Genomic DNA, 25180 nt, shown 5'->3' on the forward strand with positions numbered 1-25180 from the left:
AATTCTTTTATATATAATAATATCTATCTCAAGGTATACAGTAAAGAATTTTCCGAATTTTACACTTTTAATTCATTCACCTCCACCGCTACACGAACACCAGATTCGATTGCCCCTTGTATCCATCCATGATATAACGTTGTATGATCTCCGGCAAAGTATAATCTCCCCTCTGGTTTTATAATCGCTGGTTGTAACTCAGATTCTTGACCTGCCTGAAATAACGCAAAACCCCCAAGCGCATATGGATCCAACGTCCAACTTTTTGATATTCCAGATAAGAACTCATCATATACTTGACCGCCTAATATCGTAGCTAAGTTTTGTAATGCGTAATAAATACGATCCCCTTTTGATAACCCATCCCATAACAAAGCATCATAAGACCATGTATAGCTCCCTAACATCATAGCGGGTCCTTCATTTCCAATTCCATAACTTGGATAATAGGAGTAGCGAATTGGCAAATCTGTTATTATTCTGCCGCCTAATTGCCCTTGTTCTTCCCAAAATCGACTTTTAAATTGAATTCCTATTTTCGTCGCAGGCATATAGTGCAATTCACGAATTGCTTTCCATTTCTCATGAGATATAGAATCAAATGGATCTACTTCTACAAAACGCATTGTCGAAAACGGAATGGTAACGATTACTAAATCTCCTGTAATACTACTATATTCAAAAGTTTCCTCGTTCCGATAGAAAGCTGTCACACCATCATCATGTTGATGTAACTTCATTAATTTTTGATTATATATAAGATTTTCTTCTAATTGTGGTAAAAAAGACTTTGGTAATTTATCATTCCCGCCTACTATTTCACAAAATCCGCTCTCCTCTTGCATAATGTATAAAAAACGTAACGTCTCTACGAATGACCGTTCTAAAAATCCTTCCAAATCTAATAGAACACCAATCATCTCAATTGTTACTGGCGAAAAGTGAGTATTATATTGATAAGGATGATACTTTAAAAATTGTCCTGTAGAGTATCTCCCAAAATCCTTTACTACAACATCCCAATTTTTCTCTGGGTTCTTTTTTATAAAATTTATAATGGGCTGTACCGCTAACAATAATAGTTCCTCAGACGTTTTTCCGACTTCATTCATTTCCACAGGATACCTTAAAATACTTGGATCTTTTTCATATTGTTTTAATGTCGTTTTTCGACCATTTACGTAAATGATATCAGTCTCATTTCTATTAATAAAAGGGCTCACCTGTAGCCCAAACTTTTTTATATATGCCATCGTTAAAGTGTGCGAATACGGAATTCTCATCGCTCCAACATCTAAATATAATCCGGTATCTTCCATTCTAACGGTCTCTATACGGCCACCTACCCGGTTGTTTGCTTCAAAAATCTTCACTTCATGTCCTGCCGCTTTTAATAAAGATGCCGAAACTAATCCAGCCATACCGGCCCCTACTACAATAATACGTTTCGGAATTGTCGTCTTTTTCAAACCTTTATCTATAACTTGTAACGTTGCATCCATCTCAATGTTATACATTATATCTTTCTGCACAATTCCACCCCTTACTTCACAAAATGAACATTAGTGGTTTAGTGCATTTTATTCATAAATTTCCATAAACATAACACTGTAGCAATTGGAATATTCACGAAAGGTACATAAAGGATATATCTCACATTTCTTAACGCTTCGTATAATATAGCAACTGTAACGAAGGAGTGGTTGAAAATGAAACATACTTATGATTATCACGCTACAAAAAAATATTTAGAATTAAAGAAACAAAACCTAAATAAAAAACTTAGTGATAGGAAACTATGTGACAAAGAACATGAACATATCAAACGTGAAATTGACAACTATGAATATATTTTGGACCTAGTCGAAATGAATCATTATGAAAGGGGATTTTCTCATTAAAAGCATATATAGTATTATCCGCGTTTCATTTTGAGCATTTCATTACGCATTTTTCGTAAGTAAATATATAATAGGATGTACATTAAGATTGAGAGGTATATTCTATGATCAAATTAAGTGCGTTAGACCAATCACCTATTTCAGATGGTAGCACAGCAGCCCAAGCTTTTTCACATACTGTTACACTTGCACAAGAAGTTGAAAAACTCGGATATACACGATTTTGGGTATCTGAGCATCACAATTCTGTAAGCCTTGCTGGTTCAAGTCCTGAAATACTTATTTCTCATATTGCAGCGAAAACGAATGGTATGAGAGTTGGTTCGGGTGGTGTTATGTTGCCACACTATAGCCCATATAAAGTTGCTGAGAATTTCCGCGTTTTAGAAGCGCTTTATCCAAACCGTATCGACCTTGGTGTTGGTAGAGCACCTGGTGGTATGCCTATAGCAACTCGCGCACTTCAAGAAGGGAAAATGGTCTCACTTGATCAATATCCAGAGCAAATTGCAGATGTTGCAATGTACTTACATGATCAAGTACCAGAAAACCATCATTATGCAAATTTAAAGGCTACTCCAGTTATTCCAACATCTCCTGAAATGTGGATGCTCGGTTCTAGCGGAGAAAGTGCTAAAATTGCCGCAAATAATGGCGCTTCTTTTGCATTCGCGCAATTTATTAATGGATTCGGAGGTCCTGAAGTTATGAGGGCTTACCAAGAACAATTCCAACCTTCCTATTTAGGAGATAAACCAAAATCAATCGTCGCTATTTTTGTTATTTGCGGAGAAACAAATGAAGAAGCAGAAAGAATTGCTTCTAGTTTAGATTTATCCATCTTATTACTAGAGCAAGGAAAACGAACGACTGGTACACCTTCTATCGAGGCTGCTCAAAATTATTCATACAGTGCTTATGATTTATTCCGTATTAAAGAGAATCGCCAACGTATGATCGTGGGTGATCCATCTTCTGTGAAAGAACAAATAGTAAATTTAAGTAAAGCGTACAATACTGACGAATTTATGATTGTCACGATTACTCATCAATTTGAACATAAGTTACAATCTTATCGCTTACTAGCAAATGCTTTTAATTTATAATTTAAAAAAAGAGATGCATCACACATGATGCATCTCCTTCTCTTACTACTTATTGTTTTCACTTCCTAGATATTCAATAGCTTCTTTTAATAACTCATCAAAGTTAGTAGGATAATCATGATTTAATTTAGGTACAACCTTATACTTATGTTCTATATTTTTATCTCTTAATAACTGTACAAATCGCTCTGTTCCTTCCAAACAGTCTTCATCTTGATCGCCACATATTATATATCCTTTTGTGCCCTTATTATGTAATATTCCTAACAGTTCTTCCCATTCTTCAATTTCCGGGAGCCACGGTGCCATAAAAATAAAACCGTTTACTTCTATTTCGCCTTTTAACATGGAATGTAACGCTACTCTTGCCCCAGCAGAAAATCCACCAATAATACGATTTTTAAAAGTATTACTTACCATAACCTTATCATATAGTCCTTTTAACTCTTCTCTTCCTCTTTCTATATCATCCCAAACATATCCATCTGAAAACTGAATTTGCGAAGACTGTGGTAAAGCTAACGTATAATCTTGTGTCAAAACAGATTTCCAATATGGTTCTATTATTCCTATATTTTCTTGATCACCGTGCATTGCAACGAATAGACTTCCCTTTTTCTTGCTGTCTATATATTTCACGTCTGCTCGTTCCGTTCTCTTTGCTAATTCTTCTCTTTCTTTACATAATTGAACCATTGTATGAAATTCTTCAAATTTATGTAGTGGTTTTAAATCATCATCGGAAATTAAATACTCATTTTCATACCAAAACCCATTTTCTATAATGGCCTCTCTCATTAAATGTAATGCTTCTTTTTCTAATCCTGCTGCACTTGCGAGCGCATATTTAAAATTATATATTTGCGCTTCATTCCCTATTACTCCTGTAGCATGTTCCATTATATAATTGTACGCTTCAAAACTTCCTTCATTTGCATAGCAACGTAACGTTTCATTTAATAATTGAATATAAGTCATACTATTTTTCATTACAAATTCCCCCGTAACCTTTTATAATAATTGTTTCCTACTCTTCCTATCATTCTAGGATCACGGTATAAGTAATTAAATTCTATAATTCAACTTAATAATACCTGATTTTCAGAATGATATTTAATGTATGTATACGCATAATACACCACTCCTTCCTATCCACTAGTTATAGTATAAAGTTTAATAGACTGAAAAATCAATATTTTAACAAACAAAAAAAGACAACAATAATAGTATTGTTGTTCTCATCACGTCTACCCACTATTCTTTTTTTTCTTATCTGGCTTACTTGAAACTAAATAATGTTTTTCTGAAATATATAAGTCACTTTTTAATATACGATTTAAATAAGGTCCTAGTTTAACTCCGCATATGAGGCGATCTTCGCTATCTTCAACAATTGGGAACATTTCTTTTTCTGTTACGTATTGATCTACCGCCTTTTGCACGATATCAATTTCTTTAACTAGGTTTAAATTTTCTGCTGTATGTTCAAATACCTCAAGCGTTTCCTTCGTAATAAGAAAAACATTGGTTGGAAATACAGGTAAATACGGCTTTAACAAATCATAGTTTACTGTATAATCATCATTTACTAATACTGTATAAACGATATTAGCATTCGTTTCAAGAAATTTAGCCATCGCTTGTTCTAATTCATCTTTCGTAATTTCCCGCTCTTCTTTTCCAGTTCTAAAAAAACGAAACATTGCATCGCCTCCTTTTTACTATATTATAGCATAAAAGAAAACTGAAAAATCATAAAAGAAAAAACCATTAAAAGAATTTTCCAATGGTTTTTTTCTTTATATATTTATCTTTATTTTAAGAACGCACTTAGCATCCACACATGTTGTTCTAATGTCGTATGAATTGCTAATAGCATATCGGCTGATGTTTCATCACCTGCTTCACCAGCAACTTCCATACCTTCTTTTAATTCTTGAATAAGTGCAGAGTAATCATTCACTAATGTTTGCACCATTTCTTCTGCTGATTCTTTGCTTGTCCCTTCGCTGACACTAGATGTAGCAAGATATTCTTTCATTGTCGCTAACGGTTTACCTTCTAACGCTAAAATACGTTCTGCTAACTCATCAATATATGTTCCGGCTTCATTATAAAACTCTTCAAATTTTTCATGTAATGTAAAGAAGTGTGGTCCTGTCACATACCAGTGATAATTATGTAGTTTCACATATAACACATTCCAGTTTGCTACCTGCTTGTTTAATACTTCAACAACATTTGTTTTCGTACTCATACAATCCACTCCTCTTATCATTTCATAATGTTTATCTTTTAATAACTTAGTTACATTTTACCATACATTTCCTATCCTTTCGAACGATTGGCTCATATGTAACAAAGTTTTAACACCTTTAATACTTCCCTAATATCTTTTAATTCATGTATGTTTTCTAACAGTTCATACGTCTAATTGTCCAAGCTCATACATATGCATAATAGTAAATCAAGCTCATCGTAGTAGAAAGAGGGATAACATGGACAATCAACAATGGCAAGTAGCAAAGAAAGTCGCTGCTACTTATATTGGAACAGTCGTTGGAGCTGGATTTGCTACTGGACGAGAAATTGTTGAATTTTTTACAGTGAACGGATTATACGGAACAATTGGTATATGTATAAGTGGATTTTTTTTTATTTGGCTCGGTACGAAGATGATGTTACTCTCATCACAAATCGGTGCATTTTCAGCGCAAGAATTTAACAAATATTTATTTGGGGATGTATTCGGAAATGTTGTAAATACATTATTACTACTTGTATTATTTGGTGTAACGAGTGTCATGCTATCAGGAGCTGGAGCGGTATTTGAAGAGCAACTTCGGTTACCAAGACAACTCGGTATTTTCATTACAGTTATCGCCTGTCTCATCATAGGTAGCCGCGGATTACAAGGAGTTTTTGAAGTAAATACACTTGTCGTACCTATTATGATGATTTTCATTATCGGACTTGCTATTACAACGTTTTTTCACGGTACAACTCCTATTAGTAACACTATTCCTGCAGAAAGCTGGAATATGAAATGGATAACTAGTCCTATTACATATGTCGCCTTAAATCTTTCTCTCGCCCAAAGCGTTCTCGTCCCGTTAGCCAGTGAAGTAAAAGATCGAAAGGCCATTTTATGGGGCGGTATTTTAGGCGGGGCAGGACTTTCTTTAATATTATTATGTAGCCATTTAGCTATCTTATCAGTCGACCAATTTTATCAATATAACATTCCAATGGCTGAAGTCATAAGAAAATTCAATGCAACTTTTCACTTTTTCTTTGTTCTTATCATTTTCGGTGAAGTGTTCACAACTTTAGTTGGCAATGTGTTCGGAATGACAAAACAAATGCAATCCATCACCGGTTGGAAAAGTAACAATATTATTTTCTTCATTTTACTAATAAGTTATTGCTTTAGTTACGTTGGCTACAGTGAGTTACTCCATATTCTATATCCTATAATCGGATGGGTAAGCATCATCTTACTTCCGATCATTGCTTTTAAACAAATTCAAAAAACATAAAAAAGCAGCCAATAACTTGGCTGCTTTTTTATGTTCATTCACAATCGTCACATACTTCCCAATATGGCCCCATTTCCAATGCTAAATGTGGCTTTAATTGCAAGCGAATCATTCGACTAGGCATACGCTCTAAAACAAATTGAATGCCATCTTCCTCTTCGTCTAATTCAACTTTTGAAATCGCAATTCTTTGCATAGTAGCAATAGGAATTCCATCTTTATATAAAGTGATTTTCACCTCATCATATTCATTAAAATACAATTCAACACTCATTTCATTTTTCAACATTTCATCAGCAATTTCATATTTATCATTTTGTTCCTGGATTATATATTTCCAGCCGCCTCTAGCTTCTTCTTTTGGAGCTGCTTGAAATAATGTCATCAAATCCTCGTATAGCATAAGATAACCCCTCTCTTACTAAAAAACGATGAGTATTTTATATACCCTTTATCTCTATCACTATCCATATGTATTGTACCATATATCAACGTTCTTACCGTATTCATTTGCTTCATAAACCCACACAAAAGACCTAATTCTATCCTCATTATTATGTATATTACCCTATTACGTAATATTCTCCTAAAGGTTTCAAATATCATTAACCTTTAATGCGTGAAAATTCTGCTCTCCTACTTTTTATTAGCTCATAGATCATCATTCCCTTGGTAGCAAGACCGCCACAAATAAAAAGAAGAGTGATTTATATCACCCTTCTTAAAAGAATTTCCCTGTAGCAGCTAATGCTAATACTATTATTAAGATTGTAAATAATAACGATACAATGAAACTAAAAATAGGTAATGCTTTCTTTTCATTCTTCTTAAATAGTAACTTTAAACTAAGAAGAATGTTTACTGGTACAAGTATAAAATAAAAGTATTTAACAATTTGCACCGAGCTATTCGAAAGTGTTTTTAAAATAAACACTTCAATTAAAAAAACGATAAAAAATGAAATACTTAACCAAAATGAGACATAACTAAGCCAAGAATGTCTTTTTGTACCCCAATACACTCCCATAACAATCTCCTTTATTTGTATTCTATATGATTATAATTATACACAAAGTTAACAAATACCTCTATTTTTCGACAAATGTTATACAAAATATACCTTTAAATATCACAAAAACATTCTCCATCCCCATTTGATTTTACATAATAAAAACAGACTATCTTCAACATAGCATACTGCTATGTTGAAGATAGTCTGTCCTTTGTTAAACTTTAAATCTTTCAATTAATACTTGTAACTCTTCAGCCATTTGAGATAATGTGCCCGCCGCAGATCCAATTTCCTCCATTGAAGCTAGTTGCTCTTCTGCTGACGCTGCAACACTTTGTGTACTCGTTGCGTTATTCTGTGCTGTCATTGCAATTTGACCTACAGAAATAGATACTTCATTCGCACCTTTTGACATTCCATTTGCCGTTTCAACCATCGTCTTAATTTGATCTGCTATTTCATTTGTAGATTGTAGAATTTCTGCAAAGTTTTGCTTCGTTTCATTCGCGATAACTAGTCCGGATTGAACTTCTTCATTTACATGATTCATAGATTTTACTGTCTTACTCATATCATCTTGTATTTCACTTATTAATTTACTAATTTCACTGGAAGATACGCTAGATTGCTCTGCCAATTTACGTACTTCATCTGCAACAATCGCAAATCCTCTTCCGTGTTCACCAGCTCTCGCCGCTTCAATTGCAGCATTTAAAGCTAGCAGATTTGTTTGATCTGCAATATTTTGGATTACTTCTAATATATCACCAATTTGCTTTGATTTATTATTTAATAACTGTATAACTGCATCTGATTGCGAAACAGATTCCACAATAGACTGCATTTGATTTACTGTTTTCCCTACTAACTTTCCACCATCTTCTGCTTTTTCACGAGTATGAGCAGAAGCTGTATTAATAGATGATGAACTATTTGCTACATGCTGAATACCTTCTGTCACACTAAACAATAACATAGCGCCGTTCTCTACACTCGTTGTTTGCGTCGTTGCCCCACTTGAGATTTCATCCATTGCCATTGTAATTTGCTCAGTTGCTTCACTCGCTTGTCTTACACTTGCAGTTAGCTCTTCTGATGCCGCTGCAACATGTCCAGCTGAATCATTAATTCTTCCAATTAACGTTCGTAACGAGTTTGTCATCTCATTAAAGCCTTTTGCAAGTTGACCAATTTCATCATTAGAATGAATTTCAATTGTTTTTGTTAAATCTCCCTCACTTATTTCTTTAGAAGTGACAACCAATCTCTTTAAAGGTTTTGTAATAGAAAGTGTCACGAAATAAATAAGTGCTCCTCCTGCAACTAATGAAATAATCATAACAATTAACATATTATAAAATACTGGCTGAGCAGCTTCAATTACTTCATTAGAGTACATCGTTCCAACAATCTTCCAACCTGTTTTTACGTTTGTAGCAAATACCATTTTCTTTTCATTATTATCATACATGTATGAAAAAATACCATGATTATCTTCATAAATTTTCTTCGCCCAATAATCAGCTGCCTTGTCTCCTGATTTTTCTTGAGGATGTGCAATTATTTTTTGTTTCCCATCTAAAATAAACGCATATCCTTTTTTACCAATATTGATTAACTTTGTTGTTTTTAATAAATTATCTAAGCTTAAATCTACCGCAACAACACCACTTTTATCTTCTGTTTGTTTTGCAATCGTTACAACAATATGTCCATTTCCTTGCGCCTTATACGGTTCAGTAACAATAATTCCACCTTGCTTATTCATTGCATCTTTATACCAAGGACGCTCTGTTGGGTCATAATCTGCTGCCATTTGTATATTTGGTTCTTGTACAAACTTTTTATCATTCCCAGCAACATATACTTGTTCAACATCTTTATTTAAATTGATATATTGTGATAACGTTTTCCTTAATTCATCTTGATTATCCCCTTGATACATATTACCTTGAATTACCCGTGCAAAACTATTCACATCATTAAATTTCGCTTCAATCATTTGATTGATTAAATTATCTAATATCTTTATGTTATCGTGAGCACTGCTCATAATTTGTGTTTCAAAATTCTTTTTAGCCGTTTGATAAGACATGCCTCCAATAATAGAAACTGCCGCAATTAAAATAACAAAAAATGAAATTAATAGCTTTTTAGCCACTTTCATATTACGAAACCAATTTAATAGTTTACCCATTTCGTGCCTCCTACTTGTAAAAATCATTGATTTAATTAACAATTTATCCCAATCCCTAGTTACTATTTTCATATCCTATTACGATGAACACTTTGTAAAGTTTAAACAAATAACTTCCCTTTGTCCATATATATGAATAACATTATTATAAAATTTACAAATACAAAAAAACCAAAGGAACAGTCCTTTGGTTTTTCACATTTTTTTATACTGTTTAGAAAGTTTTTTCCACTTATCACGTTCTGCCCTTGCAAGAATCGCATCTTGTTTTCTCATAAAATACGCCAATTCTCTTTGCAACTTTTTATAGCTCTGCAAACGATTTATCGTAATAAGTCCGTTATTTATTGCATGATGTACTGCGCATCCTGGTTCATTCTCATGTTTACAATCTCGGAAACGGCATGTTTTTGCTAATTCTTCAATATCAGAAAATGTTGTTTGAATTGCATCGCTTCCTTCCCAAAGCTGCAACTCCCTCATGCCAGGAGTATCAATTACGAGAGCACCACTTGGCAATTGAAATAACTCTCTATGAGTTGTCGTATGCCTTCCTTTACTATCTTCTTCACGAATATCTCCTGTTTTCGCTACTTGAAGTCCTATAAGCGCATTTAGCAAAGTTGATTTTCCAACCCCCGATGATCCGACTAAAGCAATTGTTTTTCCTGAAGCAACAAATTGTTGCAACGATTCAATACCTGTATGTTCTAAACTATCAACAACGAAGATCGGAACACCAATTGCAACAGCTTCCGTTTCTACGATTTTCTGTTCCACATCATTACATAAACCACTCTTTGTTAACACAATAACAGGCATTGCACCACTTTCATACGCTAATAATAAATAACGTTCCATCCTTCTTACGTTAAAATCATGGTTAAGTGCATTCACTAAAAATAGATAATCTACATTTGCGGCTATAATCTGTTCTTCCGTTCGGTTACCAGCTTCTTGTCTTGAGAAGGAGCTTCTTCGCGGAAAAACACGATGAATAATCGCTTTCTTTTCATTCTCTATTTTTTTTATATATACCCAATCACCAACTGCTGGGTAATCTCCCTTCGTTAACGCTTCATGACGAAACTTTCCAGACAGTTCTGCCATATATTCACCATCGTTACAAATTATGCGATATATATGCTTGTGCTCAAGTAAAATACGACCTACTTCAAAGTTCTCTACAGCTTGTTCTTCAAAAAAAGAATCCCAGCCGAACGATTCTAAAATATTTTGATTCAAATTGATATCCTCCCTAGTTTAAGAAAAGTGGAAGGATAGTGCGCTCACTTATATAGTATCGCCCTTTCCATCCACCTTTGTATTTTGTTTATGATTCATATAAGTTAAATTCACCATAATACATCACCCCGATCTTATTTTAATTACTCTCATTATATGGAATATCTCGTTAAAAAGCCACTTTATTTAACGTAATTTTCAAATAACTTACTTTTTAGCATTTTAATTTGTCCACGATGACTAATCTCATCTTCTAGCACATGAAACCAAATATAGTGTTGGTTATAGCTAAAACGCCTCATATAATAGACTGAAATGTATCGTAATCTTCCGTCATAATTAAATTGAATGCGAAATATACCCAAACAAACTTTCTCAATATGGTTATATGAGATATGAAAAGGAATCAATATGTAAAAATCGAATCTTATTCACTAAAAGGAGTGGATTCGATGGAAATGTATCAATGGCTAACCGCTGTTCTCGTTGGTGGCATTACCGGCTTCGTTTCCCATCTAATCAATAACCAAGGCAAGTTATTGCTTCCACGCCGTTTGAAAACTTTTTTTCATTTTGGTTTTTTAACTGATATTTTTACCGGCTGCCTAGCAGCACTTCTCGGACTCGTTTTATTCGACGCCACCTTAATAAAAGAAATAATCAAGGTGTCCATTGTGACTGCTATTTCCGGTCAAACATTTTTACTTCATCAGGCTCTTGGTGGCGAACAGGCTAAAAATACGCAAATTGGGAAAGCTGATGAGAAGATTCAAGAAATTGACAAATTATTACGACGTTAGTATATACTTTCTTTTTAAATTATTGTTATAATGAACAATAAATATTTTCTATTGCGTCGTTTGTCAGAAGAAAGGGTGTTTCGTATGACAAAAAAGAAAGTAGAAGATTTCTTAACAAACACCGAAAAAGAGGAACTGCTAGAAAACTATAAATGTTTACGAGAAGCCCGCACAAAAAGCGAAGCTAACTATTTTGGTGAAGCAGTAAACCATCTGTTAAATAAAGCAAAACAACGAATTATTAAAGAAGCAGGCATACATGATGAAAATGCAGCAACTGTACAATCGAAGAGAAAAGCACTGTTTTAGTTACATTAGCTAAAACAGTGCTTTTTATTTACAAGAATTTTCACCATAAGCATTTTTCACATTAGTTTCACATCTATTTCACAAATACTTATATTTCAATATGGTAAACTAAGTACATCCTTTTCCAAGGAACGATATGCCGATATATAAATCCCTATCTCTATAGGGATTTTTTATTTGCTCGAAATTTCCGTTTTAACTCTCCTCCAAGTCAACGGACCATCTTTTCTGATCGCTACGCTCGTAAAATACGGCAATTAATATTTTTTATACTATATGCTATTTATAGGGTATAGAAAAGGGAGTTTAGCATCTCCCCCTCTTTCTGACTATACCTCTAATATCGATTCAATCTGTTTCATGTCCTGTTCATTCAATAAAGCATCCACCGCCCTTACACTTTCTCTTATTTGCTCTGCTCGCTTCCCTCCAGGAATAACAGTATCAATTCCTTGTTTGTTTAATAACCACGCTAAGGCTATATGCGATACTTCGATATTCTTTTCTTCAGCTAAACCTTTTAACTTTTCCACTTTCTTAAAATTATTCTTATATGTATTTTCTTCAAATAGATTTACACTTTTGCGCCAATCACCTTCATTTAATTTAAAATATTCTGTATATTTACCACCTAGTATTCCAAAAGCAAGAGGTCCATACGGAATAAATGAAATACCAGCTTCTATACAATACGGCAATAGTTCTTCCTCAGCAGTACGATCTAACATGTTGTAAGGCGATTGTACTACATCTATATAACCATGTTGATTCGCTTTTTTTAATTGCTCTACATTTACGTTGGATATTCCAATTGAACGAATTTTCCCTTCTTCTTTTAGGCGAGTAAGCTCTCCGATTGAATCTATGTAACTTGTTTCAGAATTTGTAAAGTGTAAATAATATAAATCAATATAGTCAGTCTGTAATCTTCTTAAACTATTTTCCACAGCATTTCTTAAATAGCTTGGTTCATTATTAATATACGTTTCTCCATTTAATAACGGCTGAATTCCACCTTTTGTAGCAAGTACAAACTCATGGCGATTTCTTTTCAATACCTGTCCTACTAATTCTTCTGATCTACCAAAACCGTATGAATCCGCTGTATCAAAAAATGTCACTCCTTGCTGAATAGCTTCTTCTATTAATCGTTTCCCTTCTTCCTCATTCACATCATTATATAAATTATGTCCCCCTACAGCATTTGTTCCTAACCCCAACTTAGAAATAGTTAATCCTGCCTTTTGCAATTTTGTATACTTCATTTTTTCTCCCCCCTATATTTCTATTGTTCGAATATATTCGAACAATAGAAATATAGCACTTTATATGTTATAGTGCAAATAACTTAACTTATACGAGCAGGTGAAACAATGCGTACTCTCTATCATCCAAATCGAGAAGAAATTCAATTCTCTTCTGTCTTATATGCACTTAGCGATCAAATCCGTTTACAAATTGTAAATATATTACTAGAGAAAAATGAACAATCTTGTGGCTCCTTAAACATCCCTATCGCCAAATCAACTTTATCTCACCATTTTAAAGTTTTACGTGAGTCAGGTGTTATGTATACGCGTCTTGAAGGAACACAACGTTTCATTTCAATTCGCGAGGAAGATTTAAACGCTAGATTCCCTGGTTTATTACAAGTTGTATTACATGCGACAGAGCCATACTAAAAAACTTCTCATATGAATATGAGAAGTTTTTTAGTATGGCTATTCTTTTAATAAATCTATTAATCCGTTCCCTTCAGATGTACGCTCATACCCTAAAGGTACGGTTCTTTTTATTAGTTGCGCATATATTTCTGGCTCTGATAATTTTCTACCATACTCTCTCTCGCACTGCTTAATGAGAAGTGCTAATGCTCCAGCAACATGCGGTGTCGCCATTGAAGTTCCACTTAATACAGCATACTTCCCATCTGGATACGCAGATAATATTTCATCACCTGGCGCTACTAAATCAATTTCTTGATTGGAATTACTAAAACAAGCAATTTTCCGCTCTAAATTAACTGCACCAACTTCAATTACCTCAGAATAAGCACCTGGGAAGTCTAGTTCCTCTGTGTCATCATCGCAATCCCCATTATTTCCAGCAGCACACACAACGAGTACATCTTGTCTTACCGCATTTTGAATTGCTTCATGTAATTCCGGGACGTCTTGCGGACCACCAAGTGACATTGAAATGATTCTCACTTTCTCTTGATTCGGCCCTCTCCAATTTACAGCATAATGAATGGCCTCAATAATTTGCTCATAACTTCCAGAACCATCTCCTGCTAAAACTTTTAATACTAACATTTTAGCAAGTGGTGCCACTCCTAATACACCGACACCATTTTCAGTCGCTGCAATCGTCCCCGCTACATGTGTTCCATGTCCATTATTATCGAGATAAATATTCGGATCACCTTCATAATCTTTCGTGAAATTTCTCCCATCAATAATGCGGTCTTTTAAATCTATATGATTGCTATCACACCCTGTATCTAAAACGGCAACGACAATATCTTTTCCTTTCTCACTCTTCTCCCATACTTGTGGAGCATGAATCAATTGTACACCTGGTGGAATTTCATTTACTTGTTCAACCACCTTGTTTACTGTAAAAGGAATCAACTGTATACCTTTTTGTTTATTCGCTGTACTACTGTTCATCGTAATCCCTCCTGAAAATGTATTATTTTCATTTCAGACCACTGTTGAATAGCTTTAAATTTAACATTCGTTTTATCTGTTCTATTCTCCTTCATTTCAAATATTTCTCAATATAACTTACTACTTTTTTATTTTTCTTGTGATTCAACCAATAACAAAAATAAAAGGACCAATTTATGGTCCTTTTATAGTCTTTTAAAAGAATTAAATTTACTCTTCAAAAATAATATAAATGAAGATTAAACCTCACTCTTGTTTAAAAATTTCTCTATCTCTTTTATTAAATGTTTCGCTCCATCTATACTAACAGTAATGTTTCCATTTGCTAATGATATGTTCTGATTTGAAACATCACCTGTTATTTGACAAGCATTGTAAGGTTGATATTTTTGTAAAATTACTTTGTCTTCTTCTACGAAAATTTCAAGTGGTGATTTGATTTGTATCCCTAATACATCTCGTAATTCTTTAGGAATAACAATTCGTCCTAGTTCGTCTACTTTTCGAATAACTCCTGTTGCTTTCATATTACTCCCCCCTTACTCTCTATTAATTTTTCCACCTCGCTATTTCCATTTTATCATTATTTGGTAATGCTTGCCTCTTTTTAGAAATTTTTGTACTCAAGTCAAAAAAACACAGTTAACGAATACGTAATCTCTCTTTCAATTGTTTTAAGTAACGAGATCGTATCATTAGGAAGTATACAACTTGGATTCCTATGAAAATACTTATTACAATCGCATTTTCCTTAAACAGTGAGTACTCAAACATCTGCCCTAGCGCAGTTAACGCTACTGCTCCATGTAATGTTGCAACACCTATTGGAACGAAGAATAAAAGTGCCAATCGAATTGTAACTACTTTCGATAATTCCCTACTCGTTAAGCCTACTTTTCGAATCATTTCAAATAAACGAGCATCATCCTCCAAATCAGAAAACAAACGGAAGTAAAGGAAGCTTCCTGCACAAACGAAAAATACAATTCCAATAAAGAAACCTACAAATAGAATTGGTCCTGCGATTTGTAAACTTTGATTTTGTTCGTATTCTTCTGCACTAAACGTTGTATGTTCTTCATAAGGCTTCATCTGTTGCGTAAGTTCTTTACCAACCTCAATTTCATCTTTCGTTCCTTCTGTTTTGTACACATAATCTTTTTCTTCTTTAAATCCATTTTGTAATGCATCATATTGATTGTTAGAGATTACATAAACATTACCTCTTAATATTTTACTTAATGACGAGGTATTAACTTTTTTCACTTGTAAAGGTTCATCCACATTTGGTAATGTAATTTCATTTCTTTCTTTCATCGGAGGTCCTGGTATATCGACTAACAAAAATAAAACTTCTTTATTTGATACCGTATTAAAGGGTTCTCCTGTTAGCTTTGCATATTCCTTATAGTCTGATTCTTTTATAAAGGTGGCGCTTCTTAACGACTGCTCCTCCGTTTTTTTTGTGGAAATATTCGTTTTTGAAGCTGCTATACTATGTTTCTTTAATCCTTCGTCAATCATCTTCAAATGCTGTGATTCATTACTATTTCCTTGCTTAGAATGATAGTGAAACGCAATTGGTCTCTCCATAATCGCCTTTGTCATTGATGTAAAGCCAACTAATGTACCTATTGCTGAAAATGCTACAGTTGAAATTATGGTTACAATAAAGAACATTCTTGCGTTATCTCTCATACGGTAAGCTAAATCTGACAACGTAATAATATTTGTCTGTGTCCAATAGAAACGTTTACTTTTTTTACATAGTCTAATAATAAAGACACTCAACTGCTTGTATAGCAAATACGTACCAATAATGACTACCGTTGTAACAGGAATCATCATGACAAAAACCATTGCACCGTGTGACATAAGCGCTCCTGCATATCCCATACTAAGCAAAATGACTGCTAATATAGAAGAAATAATGGATGCTTTCGGTTCCGGCTTCGCTTCTGCTGATCCTCTAAACAATTTCATAATTTTATTCTTCTGAATCATTCCTGCACTAAACAATGAAATGATCATAAATAATACGAAAAACATAATACTCGTTACAACAATGGCTTTCATTGGAATGTAATAGGGTAAGGAAATATCTAACTTTAATATCATTGGAGCTACAAATATTAATATTCCAGAAAATAACATTCCTGCTAGAATTCCAAAGATAATTGCCCCTATACCAATCATAATATTTTCAAAAAAGATAAGACGCTTTAATTGATATTTCGTCATACCTAACATCATTAAAATTCCTAATTCACGCTTTCTCGTTTTTAAAAACATTCCCATCGAATATAAAATAAAGAAAAATGTAAATAAGTAAATAATGGACTGTGCAAAAGACATACTTACGAACACGTACTGGCCCAATTCTCCAGCACTTAATGCCGGATGAAACGCAAAAAATGAATAAACAAAAAAGGCCATAATAGCAAATGCACTACTTAAAAAATATGCTGAATATGTTCGTCTATTTCGCGTCACATTCCGATATGCGAGTTCTCTAATATTCATATTACTTCTCCGCCCTTCTACTAACTATGTTCTTATATTAGTAAAGTACGGAAATACATTCCATCGATTCAAATGACAAAAACCTTACAGTTTTGAAAGGTTTAAAAAATTGATTATACGTTGCACTTTCATTATAATGACTACATTCATATTCATACACGCATCCTATTGTATATTCGTTAGTTTTGCGAAATAATAAAGGATAGGAGTATGTACCAATATATACATAAAAATTTTTACAGCTTTAATATGAAAAGGAGGAAAACATAATGACATTACAAGAACAGATTATGAAAGCATTGCATGTTCAACCTGTAATTGATCCAAAAGTAGAAATTCGTAAACGTGTTGATTTCTTAAAAGATTATGTAAAAAAAACAGGTGCGAAAGGATTTGTACTTGGAATTAGTGGCGGACAAGACTCTACATTAGCGGGACGTTTAGCCCAGCTTGCAGTTGAAGAAATTCGTAACGAAGGTGGTAACGCAACGTTTATCGCTGTTCGTCTTCCTTACAAAGTACAAAAAGATGAAGATGACGCACAATTAGCATTACAATTTATTCAAGCTGATCAATCAACTGCCTTTGATATCGCTTCAACTGTTGATGCTTTTTCAAGTCAATACGAAAACTTATTAGGTGAATCACTAACAGATTTCAATAAAGGTAATGTGAAAGCACGTATCCGCATGGTTACACAATATGCAATTGGTGGACAAAACGGCCTTCTTGTTATCGGAACAGATCACGCTGCAGAAGCTGTAACAGGATTCTTTACAAAATTTGGAGATGGTGGTGCAGATCTATTACCATTAACAGGATTAACGAAGCGCCAAGGACGTGCTTTACTACAAGAATTAGGTGCAGACGAGCGACTTTATTTAAAAATGCCAACAGCTGATTTATTAGATGAAAAGCCAGGTCAAGCTGATGAAACAGAATTAGGCATTACTTACGATCAATTAGATGATTATTTAGAAGGCAAATCAGTTCCAGCTGACGTTGCTGAAAAAATCGAAAAGCGTTACACAGTAAGTGAACATAAAAGACAAGTACCAGCGTCAATGTTTGATGATTGGTGGAAATAGAGCATAAAAAAGAAGCTAATCTCTTTTAGCTTCTTTTTTATGCTTTAACGATATACCCCTACTCTTTTCTCCAATAAATCTTGCAAGCAATCTTCATGTTGTTTACAAAATAACGGCGGCATTTTGTCTAACGGGAAAAACTTCAAATCCAACGTTTCATCACCGTCTATTTTTTTCTCTCCTCCGGCAATTGAGCATGTAAAAACTATCACAATTGACTGGGCTTTGTCTCCATTTGGATATGTTTGAAAATATTTTGTATATACTCCAACAAGCTCATTTATTTCTACATCATAACCTGTTTCTTCTTTTATTTCTCTAATCGCAGTTTCTGCGGCAGATTCTCCGATTTCCATTGCACCACCAGGAAACCCCCAAGCATTAAAGTCTCCTCTTTTTTGCAGTAATACTTCTCCCTCTTTATTAAATACACAACCACCCGCAAAGTTTAAAAAAACATAATCATGCCCTACTTTTTTACGTAATTCTTTTATATAATTAGCCATCTTCTTCCCCTTTTCATACACCTTTTATCGTTATTTCTTATCTTTTTCAAGCAATTCAATAATTCGATCTAGCTTCTGGTTCATATTCATCACATGCTGTTTCTTTGCAGCACTGCTTTGCAACACTCTTCTAATAAACAAAGTAAATGATAGAAAAAATAAAACGATAAGTCCGATTACTAAACAAGTATATATCAATGTGAAAATATTACTTTCGAACAAATTCATTCACATTCCACATCCTTCCACTTTAATTTTATCACATAATTCTGATTTTTAAAGTGGTACATAATAAAAGAGCACCTTTTACAGATGCTCTTTTTCATTCCTTAATAGGTAAATGTAATTGTCGCTAATGAATAACCTGCCATTGCACTATAAGGCGCTACTTGATAAGATACACGCTTTGCACCTTTTGGCCAATTTATCTCATTTAACACTTTCTTTATATCTTGCATTGTCCCATCCATAGACTGCTTATATCGTACTTCTACTTTTTCTGGTTTAGCTGCAAATTGTTGCTGTAATTTTTGCTTAAACTCATTATAATTTTCTGCTCCATATTGTGCAGACGAGTATTTTAAATTTGTTTCTTTTAACATTTGTTCATATGCAACAGTTTTTGAACTACCCGCTTTTATTTTGTTTGTTAATTCACCAAAGTAACTTGTAGTTGCTGCCGGATATTTACTACGATCCCAGTCGTGATCTTTACTTAATTGCTCGTCAGACATATTAAAATATGAATATGTTACGCGCCCAGCTTTATCTGGTACTGGATCATCGAATGTCGTATCAAGATGGTACCATTTGTTTTCAATGTTTACTAAATTCCATGCGTGAGCTTGTCCATTTCCCGTACCTGTTACAATATGATTTTGAATACCCGCTTCTTTTAGTAACTCATATGTTAATAATGTATACCCTTGGCAAACGGCAGAACGATTCGCTAACGCTTCATATGCTGTATACGCTTGATACGACGTATCATAAGATACATGTTTTACAACGTAATCATGAATAGCTTTTACTTTTTCATGTGCATCCATCCCCGGTTTTACAATTGAGCCTATAATCGATTTCACCTGGGATTTTACATATTGTGTTTGTTCTTTTGATTCACGGTATTTCACTTGCAGAGTAAATGTATAGTTCCCGGGCAGTCCTTTAATAGAATACTTAGTAGACGCTACATTATATTTTACATACTCATCAGCATCTACAATTTTATTAAACTCGCCATACAATTGATCCATAATATTTCTAGCATTTCTATCTTTTGTTTTATATGTGATTGTAATATTTTCTTCTCGATTATCAATCTGTTTTTTTAATTCTTTTCTGAAATCATTTAACAACTTTGCATCTGATTGTGCTGTCGCTACAGTTGAATTCGTAGCTGCATATGATACAGATGACGCTTGTAAGCCCCCCACTACTATAGTAGAACAAAGCAGCGCAGCTGTCATATACTTACTTGTCTTTCCCATTTCGTCACTCCTTACATTCTATAACTATACGAAAAAGTATCGTATAGTTTCAGAGTATACAATACTTTTTCGTATAGGTCATATGAGATTATGCATATTTAACATTGTAAAAAGGTTGTTCTTTTTACAAGAACAACCTTTTTCATTAACAAGTTTGTAATACGCAGCATGCATTTTCAAAACGTCGATTTTTTAAGTCTTCATTTCCAATACAGAAATAAAGCATTCCTAAATCTCCCCACATCATATTACAATTTTTAGTATCTGAATCAATTTGGAATAAAAGCGTCATTTGCTGCGGATCTATGTTCATATATTGTCCAGTCTCGTACAATACCTCATCTTGTACAGAGAATGGATCACCAAACATTTGATGGTTATCGTAGTTATCTGGAATTAGCTCTTCAAGTAATTGCAAGAAACGATCTGAATCAGCCTCATCTTCAATGAAAAGCTCTGGCAATTTATACGTTAGTTCAAAAGTAGTTGCACACTGGTTATAATTCGGTTGCAATTCATCTGCTCTTCGTAATTGCTCTACAGGAACATCATAATAAAGTACACGCCCCGCTTCAGTTGGATTCACGTCTTCTTCAAAGTAATTTTCAATACTAAAGAAATATAGCATCCCTGTCTTAGGAAGATTGTGATCCATACCAACATTTTGTAAATCCTTTAAATTAAATTGTGCAATAAACTGTAACGGATTTCCTTTGTGCGTTGGATATTCAAACGTAGCCGGAAAATCAGGAATTCCTCCCATTTTCGAACTACCTATCGTAACGCTTTCCTCCATCTTTGGCACAACTTTTACACAAGGAAATACAGTATTAATAAGTTCCTCTTTTAAATGTGTCAGCCCATATTTATCAATTAATACTTCAATTTGTTTATTCATAAATTCTCCTTATATTTACATACTTATTTGTATCATCGCACAAAAATTATACTCCATTCTTTGTAAAAACAACAAGCCTTCAAAAAAACGGGCTCTTCCTCCATACGCGAACAAGTTTAAAAAAGCATAGTATACATTGTTCCTACAAACACGATAGTTCATTATTTCTTCCAGTACATTTTCCCCTCGTTCATTTTTATTTTTAATTTAAGGAGGAATTCCACATGGGTTACGGATATAGTTGCTGTGGTTACGGATACGGTGGTGGCGGCGGTTGTGGTTATGGAGGTTTCGCTTTATTAATCGTTTTATTTATCCTTCTAATCATCATCGGAGCTAGCTGTTGGGGCGGCTTTGTAGGCTGCTAGTAAATTTAAAAACTATTGTAAAAAAGCACGTACAATACGTGCTTTTTTGCCATTTTCAAACCTTTTATTTGAAAGGAAGTATGATTAATGAAGATTGATGGTGTTTTTGAAGGAGGCGGTGTACGCGGAATTGCGCATGTAGGAGCAATTTGCGCGTTAGCTGAAAAAGGATATGAATGGGAGCGTGTAGCTGGAACATCAGCTGGTTCCATTATTGCTGCGCTCCTAGCAGCAGGATATTCTTGTTCAGAGTTAAAAACGATTATAACTGATATTGATTATAATAAATTTACGAAGAGAACCTTTATTGACAGGATCCCGTTTATCGGAAAAGGATTAAGCGCATGGACTACTCTTGGTATTTACTCTAATATTTTCATAGAAGAATGGATTGAAGAATTACTTCGAAAAAAAGGAGTTCACTTATTTACAGATTTACCTGATTTAAATAAGCTTAAAATTATCGCTTCTGATATAAGTAATGGTAAAATGGTTGTCTTTCCTGATGACTTACCAAACTACGGATTTTTAAATTATCGCTTCTCTATTGCTAAGGCTGTAAGAATGAGTAGTACAATCCCCTTCTTCTTTGAACCGGTAAAATGGAGAACTCCAAAATGGAAGCAACCTTGTTATATGGTAGATGGAGGAATTTTAAGCAATTACCCAATTTGGATTTTCGACTCACCCACCTCTCCTCGCTGGCCAACTTTTGGGTTTCATTTCGTAAAGGATGAAATTCAAGCTGATCCTGCCCACTATAACGAGCCTATCTCCATGTTCAAAGGACTATTTAAAACAATGATGCAAGCCCATGATTTACGTCATTTAGACAAGGAATCAAAAGCAAGAACAATTACAATTCCAACAGGGTCCATTACAAGTACAAACTTTGAGTTAACAAAGGAAGAAAAAGAGTGGCTTTACAATTCTGGTTATAACGCCGCAAATAAGTTTTTACAATCTTGGAACTTCAGACAATATATTGATGAATATAGAGACGGAAACCAAGACCGAAAAACAAATCGGTATTTCCGTCAACTTGACTCATAATACTATTATTTTTCATACGAGAACACGTAGCGCTTTCAAAAAAAATAAGCCTAGTAATATGATATATTACTAGGCTTATTTACTTCCTATATAATTATTATACTTTGCTTAAGGATACGTTAACCCTTCAGCTTCCTCCGCAGTAATAACGGTGTATCGATTTCCCGTTCGTAATCCTAACAATTCTGCTTTTTCAATTGCTTCCTGCTTCGTATCCGCATAAGCAGCTAAATACTTATCTCCATTGATAATTTGGCAAATTACATATTGTTTCATTATTTTCTCCTCTTACTTTTTCATTAGTTGTGCAAGCTTTTTTATACCTATTTCAATTTCTTCTAACGTTGCGTATGAATATGATAGCCGCAAAAATTGGTTTGCACTTCTATCATACAAAGTACCTGGATTTAATAACATCTTTTCTTTCAATGCTTTGTCAAATAAACTACGATTTGAAATCGGAACACTCATATGTAACCAAATATAAAAACCACCTGCCGGTTCATACCATGTCGCTATTTCACTACAATACTTCTTTAACATACTCACCATAAAGTCCCTACGTTTTTTAAGCTCACCTCTTACAAACTGTAAATGTTCTTCATACAATCCATCTTTAAACCACTCTGTGGCAATTTGCTGAGATATAGAACTCGATCCATAATCTGTTTGCATTTTTATGTCTGCCAATCTTTGAATGACTGGCTCTGGTCCAACAATCCATCCAATTCTTAATCCTGGACTAATTACTTTAGACATGCTTCCAATATGCAGTACGATTCCATTTTTATCATATGCTTTTAAAGGTTTCGAAATAGGGGCATCAAACCATAAGTCTTGATATACTGCGTCCTCTATAATAGGCAATCCAATTTCATTGCATATCTCCATCACTTCTGTCCGCTTCTTCGTATCCATGCTAAAATTCGTTGGATTATGAAAAGACGGGATTGTATATAAAATAGAAGCATTAAATTGCTTCTTATATTTCGCAATATATGACACATCTAGCCCGCTCTCATCCAATGGCATTCCAATTAAACGTATTCCTGCTGATTGAAAAACATTGAGAGAGTATAAATATGATGGTTTTTCTAATAAAATTGACGCTCCTTTCGGAAGAAGCCCAATAGAAATAAGTTGAAGCGCTTGAATTGCTCCTGAAACAATCAATATAGAGTCAGGAGATACATATATCCCATGTCCTTTTAAATAGTCCGCAATTTGCTTCCTTAAATTAAGATTACCTTTTGGCTGTTCATACCCAAGTATCACGTTTGACTTTAAAAGCTTATTCATTACTACTTTCATCTTTTTTTCAGGTAAAAGACTTGGCGCGAGCTCACCTGTTCCTAAACGAATTACATGCGGATAAAACTCAGCTTGATTAATCTCTTGAATAGCAGGCAGATTCGGATAATGAATTCCTGTTTCTACATAAGACTGCCAATTAGGCGGGGGTGCGTATGTTGAAGCATTCTCATTATTATTTACAACAATTGTTCCTTTCCTGCCATTCCCTTCAAGGTATCCCTTTGCTACCAGTTCATCAAAGGCCATTACAATTGTACTTCGATTCACACCAAATGTATGTGCCAAATCTCTTTGTGAAGGTAATTTCGTTCCAACAGTCCATTCTCCATTAACGATTTTTTCTTTTATATACGTTTCTATTTGTTTATACAAAGGAGTCGCTAGAGACGTATTCGGTTTCCAAACGAATCTTTCCATCATATCACCTTACATTCTTTTTGGTTGGCAACCTCCCCAACCATATGGATGGATACAAATTTTCATTTCTTCTATACAATATACACTATCATAATGAATTTAAGTAGGAGGTAATATGATGGGTGAAGCAATTATTCATGGTATCATTCTTGCATTTGGACTTATTATTCCATTAGGCGTCCAAAATGTTTTCGTCTTTAACCAAGGTGCGAGCCAACCAAACATTTGGAGAGCAGCTCCTGTAGTATTAACTGCCTCTATATGCGATACGTTACTAATATTAATCGCAGTGCAAGGTGTCTCCCTTGTACTACTTACTTTTTCTTGGCTAACTAACGCGTTATATATGATTGGCTTTTTCTTTCTCCTATATATGGGTTTGGTTATTTGGAGAAGTACCCCTTCCAATGATGTAAAACAAGAAATAAGCATGCCATTAAAAAAGCAAATCCTTTTCGCTGCATCGGTTTCGTTATTAAATCCACATGCAATTTTAGATACGATCGGTGTAATTGGAACAAATTCGATTCAATACATAGGAAGTGAAAAATGGGCTTTTACAGTTTCCACTATTATTGTTTCTTGGATTTGGTTTATTTGCTTAGCTTTAGCGGGGAAATTTTTAAAAAGGCTAGACTCAACCGGAAAGACAATTGTATTATTAAATAAGTTTTCGGGTCTCATCATATGGGGTGTCGCGCTTTATATGTTAAAACAAGTTATTTACTCCTAATGAACGAAA

The 25180-nt window shown here is 34.1% G+C and carries 28 protein-coding genes and 1 pseudogene; 10 read left to right on the plus strand and 19 right to left on the minus strand.

Annotation, left to right across the window (positions count from 1 at the left end; translation table 11 throughout):
• Positions 1-59: 59 nt before the first annotated feature.
• Positions 60-1532, minus strand: a complete 1473-nt coding sequence (locus EUC40_RS16230) for a flavin monoamine oxidase family protein (RefSeq protein ID WP_156575987.1) — start codon at positions 1530-1532, stop codon at positions 60-62.
• Positions 1533-1709: 177 nt separating this feature from the next.
• Here EUC40_RS16230 and EUC40_RS16235 point away from each other — a divergent pair, with 177 nt between their 5' ends.
• Both EUC40_RS16235 and EUC40_RS16240 read left to right on the plus strand, forming a co-directional pair.
• Complete coding sequence (locus EUC40_RS16235) at positions 1710-1901, plus strand: DUF3896 family protein (protein ID WP_156575988.1); 192 nt, start codon at positions 1710-1712, stop codon at positions 1899-1901.
• A gap of 104 nt (positions 1902-2005) precedes the next feature.
• Entirely contained in the window at positions 2006-3007 is a 1002-nt protein-coding gene (locus EUC40_RS16240; protein WP_156575989.1) for an LLM class flavin-dependent oxidoreductase, read from the plus strand.
• A gap of 45 nt (positions 3008-3052) precedes the next feature.
• On the opposite strand, the gene EUC40_RS16245 is transcribed toward EUC40_RS16240, so the two are convergent.
• The 3 genes from EUC40_RS16245 to EUC40_RS16255 all read right to left on the minus strand — a co-directional run bounded on the left by EUC40_RS16245 (position 3053) and on the right by EUC40_RS16255 (position 5264).
• Entirely contained in the window at positions 3053-3997 is a 945-nt protein-coding gene (locus EUC40_RS16245; RefSeq protein ID WP_156575990.1) for an alpha/beta hydrolase, read from the minus strand.
• A 257-nt stretch (positions 3998-4254) separates the two neighbouring features.
• Complete coding sequence (locus tag EUC40_RS16250; protein WP_071712548.1) at positions 4255-4710, minus strand: DUF3939 domain-containing protein; 456 nt, start codon at positions 4708-4710, stop codon at positions 4255-4257.
• A gap of 110 nt (positions 4711-4820) precedes the next feature.
• Positions 4821-5264, minus strand: coding sequence for a Dps family protein (locus EUC40_RS16255; protein ID WP_000105199.1), 444 nt, complete (start codon positions 5262-5264; stop codon positions 4821-4823).
• Between the two features lie 241 nt (positions 5265-5505).
• Between EUC40_RS16255 and EUC40_RS16260 the strand changes: the two genes are divergently transcribed.
• Positions 5506-6546 carry a YkvI family membrane protein gene (locus EUC40_RS16260; protein WP_071712547.1) on the plus strand — a complete coding sequence of 347 codons (1041 nt, stop codon included), beginning with the start codon at positions 5506-5508 and terminating at the stop codon, positions 6544-6546.
• Between the two features lie 34 nt (positions 6547-6580).
• Here EUC40_RS16260 and EUC40_RS16265 read toward each other — a convergent pair whose 3' ends face one another.
• The 5 genes and pseudogenes from EUC40_RS16265 to rsgA all read right to left on the minus strand — a co-directional run bounded on the left by EUC40_RS16265 (position 6581) and on the right by rsgA (position 11000).
• Positions 6581-6949, minus strand: a complete 369-nt coding sequence (locus tag EUC40_RS16265; RefSeq protein ID WP_156575991.1) for a DUF3979 family protein — start codon at positions 6947-6949, stop codon at positions 6581-6583.
• A 318-nt stretch (positions 6950-7267) separates the two neighbouring features.
• Positions 7268-7573 (minus strand): hypothetical protein, encoded by a 306-nt coding sequence (locus EUC40_RS16270; protein ID WP_060630531.1) that lies wholly within the window; start codon positions 7571-7573, stop codon positions 7268-7270.
• A gap of 199 nt (positions 7574-7772) precedes the next feature.
• On the minus strand, positions 7773-8720 hold the full coding sequence (locus EUC40_RS27625; protein ID WP_419466067.1) for a methyl-accepting chemotaxis protein: 948 nt from the start codon (positions 8718-8720) through the stop codon (positions 7773-7775).
• A 42-nt stretch (positions 8721-8762) separates the two neighbouring features.
• Positions 8763-9827, minus strand: a pseudogene (locus tag EUC40_RS27630) (cache domain-containing protein); the annotation flags it as partial.
• A 123-nt stretch (positions 9828-9950) separates the two neighbouring features.
• Complete coding sequence (gene rsgA / locus EUC40_RS16280; RefSeq protein WP_156575993.1) at positions 9951-11000, minus strand: ribosome small subunit-dependent GTPase A; 1050 nt, start codon at positions 10998-11000, stop codon at positions 9951-9953.
• 452 nt (positions 11001-11452) lie between these two features.
• On the opposite strand from rsgA, the gene EUC40_RS16290 reads away from it, so the two are divergent.
• Both EUC40_RS16290 and EUC40_RS16295 read left to right on the plus strand, forming a co-directional pair.
• Positions 11453-11800 carry a DUF4257 domain-containing protein gene (locus EUC40_RS16290; RefSeq protein WP_002118502.1) on the plus strand — a complete coding sequence of 116 codons (348 nt, stop codon included), beginning with the start codon at positions 11453-11455 and terminating at the stop codon, positions 11798-11800.
• Between the two features lie 84 nt (positions 11801-11884).
• A complete protein-coding gene (locus EUC40_RS16295; protein WP_156575994.1) occupies positions 11885-12109 on the plus strand; it encodes a hypothetical protein in 225 nt (74 codons plus the stop codon).
• 329 nt (positions 12110-12438) lie between these two features.
• Here EUC40_RS16295 and EUC40_RS16300 read toward each other — a convergent pair whose 3' ends face one another.
• Complete coding sequence (locus EUC40_RS16300) at positions 12439-13374, minus strand: aldo/keto reductase (protein WP_156575995.1); 936 nt, start codon at positions 13372-13374, stop codon at positions 12439-12441.
• Between the two features lie 108 nt (positions 13375-13482).
• Here EUC40_RS16300 and EUC40_RS16305 point away from each other — a divergent pair, with 108 nt between their 5' ends.
• Positions 13483-13791, plus strand: coding sequence for an ArsR/SmtB family transcription factor (locus EUC40_RS16305; RefSeq protein WP_156575996.1), 309 nt, complete (start codon positions 13483-13485; stop codon positions 13789-13791).
• Positions 13792-13830: 39 nt separating this feature from the next.
• Here EUC40_RS16305 and EUC40_RS16310 read toward each other — a convergent pair whose 3' ends face one another.
• The 3 genes from EUC40_RS16310 to EUC40_RS16320 all read right to left on the minus strand — a co-directional run bounded on the left by EUC40_RS16310 (position 13831) and on the right by EUC40_RS16320 (position 17304).
• On the minus strand, positions 13831-14781 hold the full coding sequence (locus tag EUC40_RS16310) for a serine protease (RefSeq protein WP_156575997.1): 951 nt from the start codon (positions 14779-14781) through the stop codon (positions 13831-13833).
• Positions 14782-15020: 239 nt separating this feature from the next.
• Positions 15021-15308, minus strand: coding sequence for an AbrB/MazE/SpoVT family DNA-binding domain-containing protein (locus EUC40_RS16315; RefSeq protein WP_064474212.1), 288 nt, complete (start codon positions 15306-15308; stop codon positions 15021-15023).
• 115 nt (positions 15309-15423) lie between these two features.
• The gene (locus tag EUC40_RS16320; RefSeq protein ID WP_156575998.1) at positions 15424-17304 is read right to left on the minus strand and encodes an FtsX-like permease family protein; all 1881 of its coding nucleotides are present in this window, start codon (positions 17302-17304) and stop codon (positions 15424-15426) included.
• Between the two features lie 269 nt (positions 17305-17573).
• Here EUC40_RS16320 and nadE point away from each other — a divergent pair, with 269 nt between their 5' ends.
• Complete coding sequence (gene nadE, locus EUC40_RS16325) at positions 17574-18392, plus strand: NAD(+) synthase (RefSeq protein WP_156575999.1); 819 nt, start codon at positions 17574-17576, stop codon at positions 18390-18392.
• 44 nt (positions 18393-18436) lie between these two features.
• Here the strand turns inward: nadE and EUC40_RS16330 are convergent, their stop codons facing one another.
• The 4 genes from EUC40_RS16330 to EUC40_RS16345 form a co-directional block, all read right to left on the minus strand.
• Complete coding sequence (locus tag EUC40_RS16330) at positions 18437-18898, minus strand: NUDIX hydrolase (RefSeq protein ID WP_156576000.1); 462 nt, start codon at positions 18896-18898, stop codon at positions 18437-18439.
• A gap of 30 nt (positions 18899-18928) precedes the next feature.
• The gene (locus EUC40_RS16335) at positions 18929-19126 is read right to left on the minus strand and encodes a DUF4083 domain-containing protein (protein ID WP_071712537.1); all 198 of its coding nucleotides are present in this window, start codon (positions 19124-19126) and stop codon (positions 18929-18931) included.
• A gap of 101 nt (positions 19127-19227) precedes the next feature.
• Complete coding sequence (locus EUC40_RS16340; protein WP_071712536.1) at positions 19228-20388, minus strand: transglutaminase domain-containing protein; 1161 nt, start codon at positions 20386-20388, stop codon at positions 19228-19230.
• Between the two features lie 145 nt (positions 20389-20533).
• Positions 20534-21286, minus strand: coding sequence for a YwqG family protein (locus EUC40_RS16345; RefSeq protein WP_156576001.1), 753 nt, complete (start codon positions 21284-21286; stop codon positions 20534-20536).
• 224 nt (positions 21287-21510) lie between these two features.
• On the opposite strand from EUC40_RS16345, the gene EUC40_RS16350 reads away from it, so the two are divergent.
• Complete coding sequence (locus tag EUC40_RS16350; protein WP_000540420.1) at positions 21511-21654, plus strand: YjcZ family sporulation protein; 144 nt, start codon at positions 21511-21513, stop codon at positions 21652-21654.
• A gap of 87 nt (positions 21655-21741) precedes the next feature.
• On the plus strand, positions 21742-22707 hold the full coding sequence (locus EUC40_RS16355) for a patatin-like phospholipase family protein (protein ID WP_156576002.1): 966 nt from the start codon (positions 21742-21744) through the stop codon (positions 22705-22707).
• A 108-nt stretch (positions 22708-22815) separates the two neighbouring features.
• Here the strand turns inward: EUC40_RS16355 and EUC40_RS16360 are convergent, their stop codons facing one another.
• Together EUC40_RS16360 and EUC40_RS16365 are read right to left on the minus strand one after the other, a co-directional pair.
• Positions 22816-22983, minus strand: a complete 168-nt coding sequence (locus EUC40_RS16360; RefSeq protein ID WP_000816374.1) for a DUF3933 family protein — start codon at positions 22981-22983, stop codon at positions 22816-22818.
• A 12-nt stretch (positions 22984-22995) separates the two neighbouring features.
• Positions 22996-24438 carry an aminotransferase-like domain-containing protein gene (locus EUC40_RS16365; protein ID WP_156576003.1) on the minus strand — a complete coding sequence of 481 codons (1443 nt, stop codon included), beginning with the start codon at positions 24436-24438 and terminating at the stop codon, positions 22996-22998.
• A gap of 118 nt (positions 24439-24556) precedes the next feature.
• Between EUC40_RS16365 and EUC40_RS16370 the strand changes: the two genes are divergently transcribed.
• Positions 24557-25171: a LysE/ArgO family amino acid transporter gene (locus EUC40_RS16370; RefSeq protein ID WP_156576004.1), complete on the plus strand. Its 615-nt coding sequence runs from the start codon at positions 24557-24559 to the stop codon at positions 25169-25171.
• Positions 25172-25180 lie beyond the last annotated feature (9 nt).

The organism is Bacillus luti, assembly GCF_009739945.1.
GTDB lineage: Bacteria > Bacillota > Bacilli > Bacillales > Bacillaceae_G > Bacillus_A > Bacillus_A luti.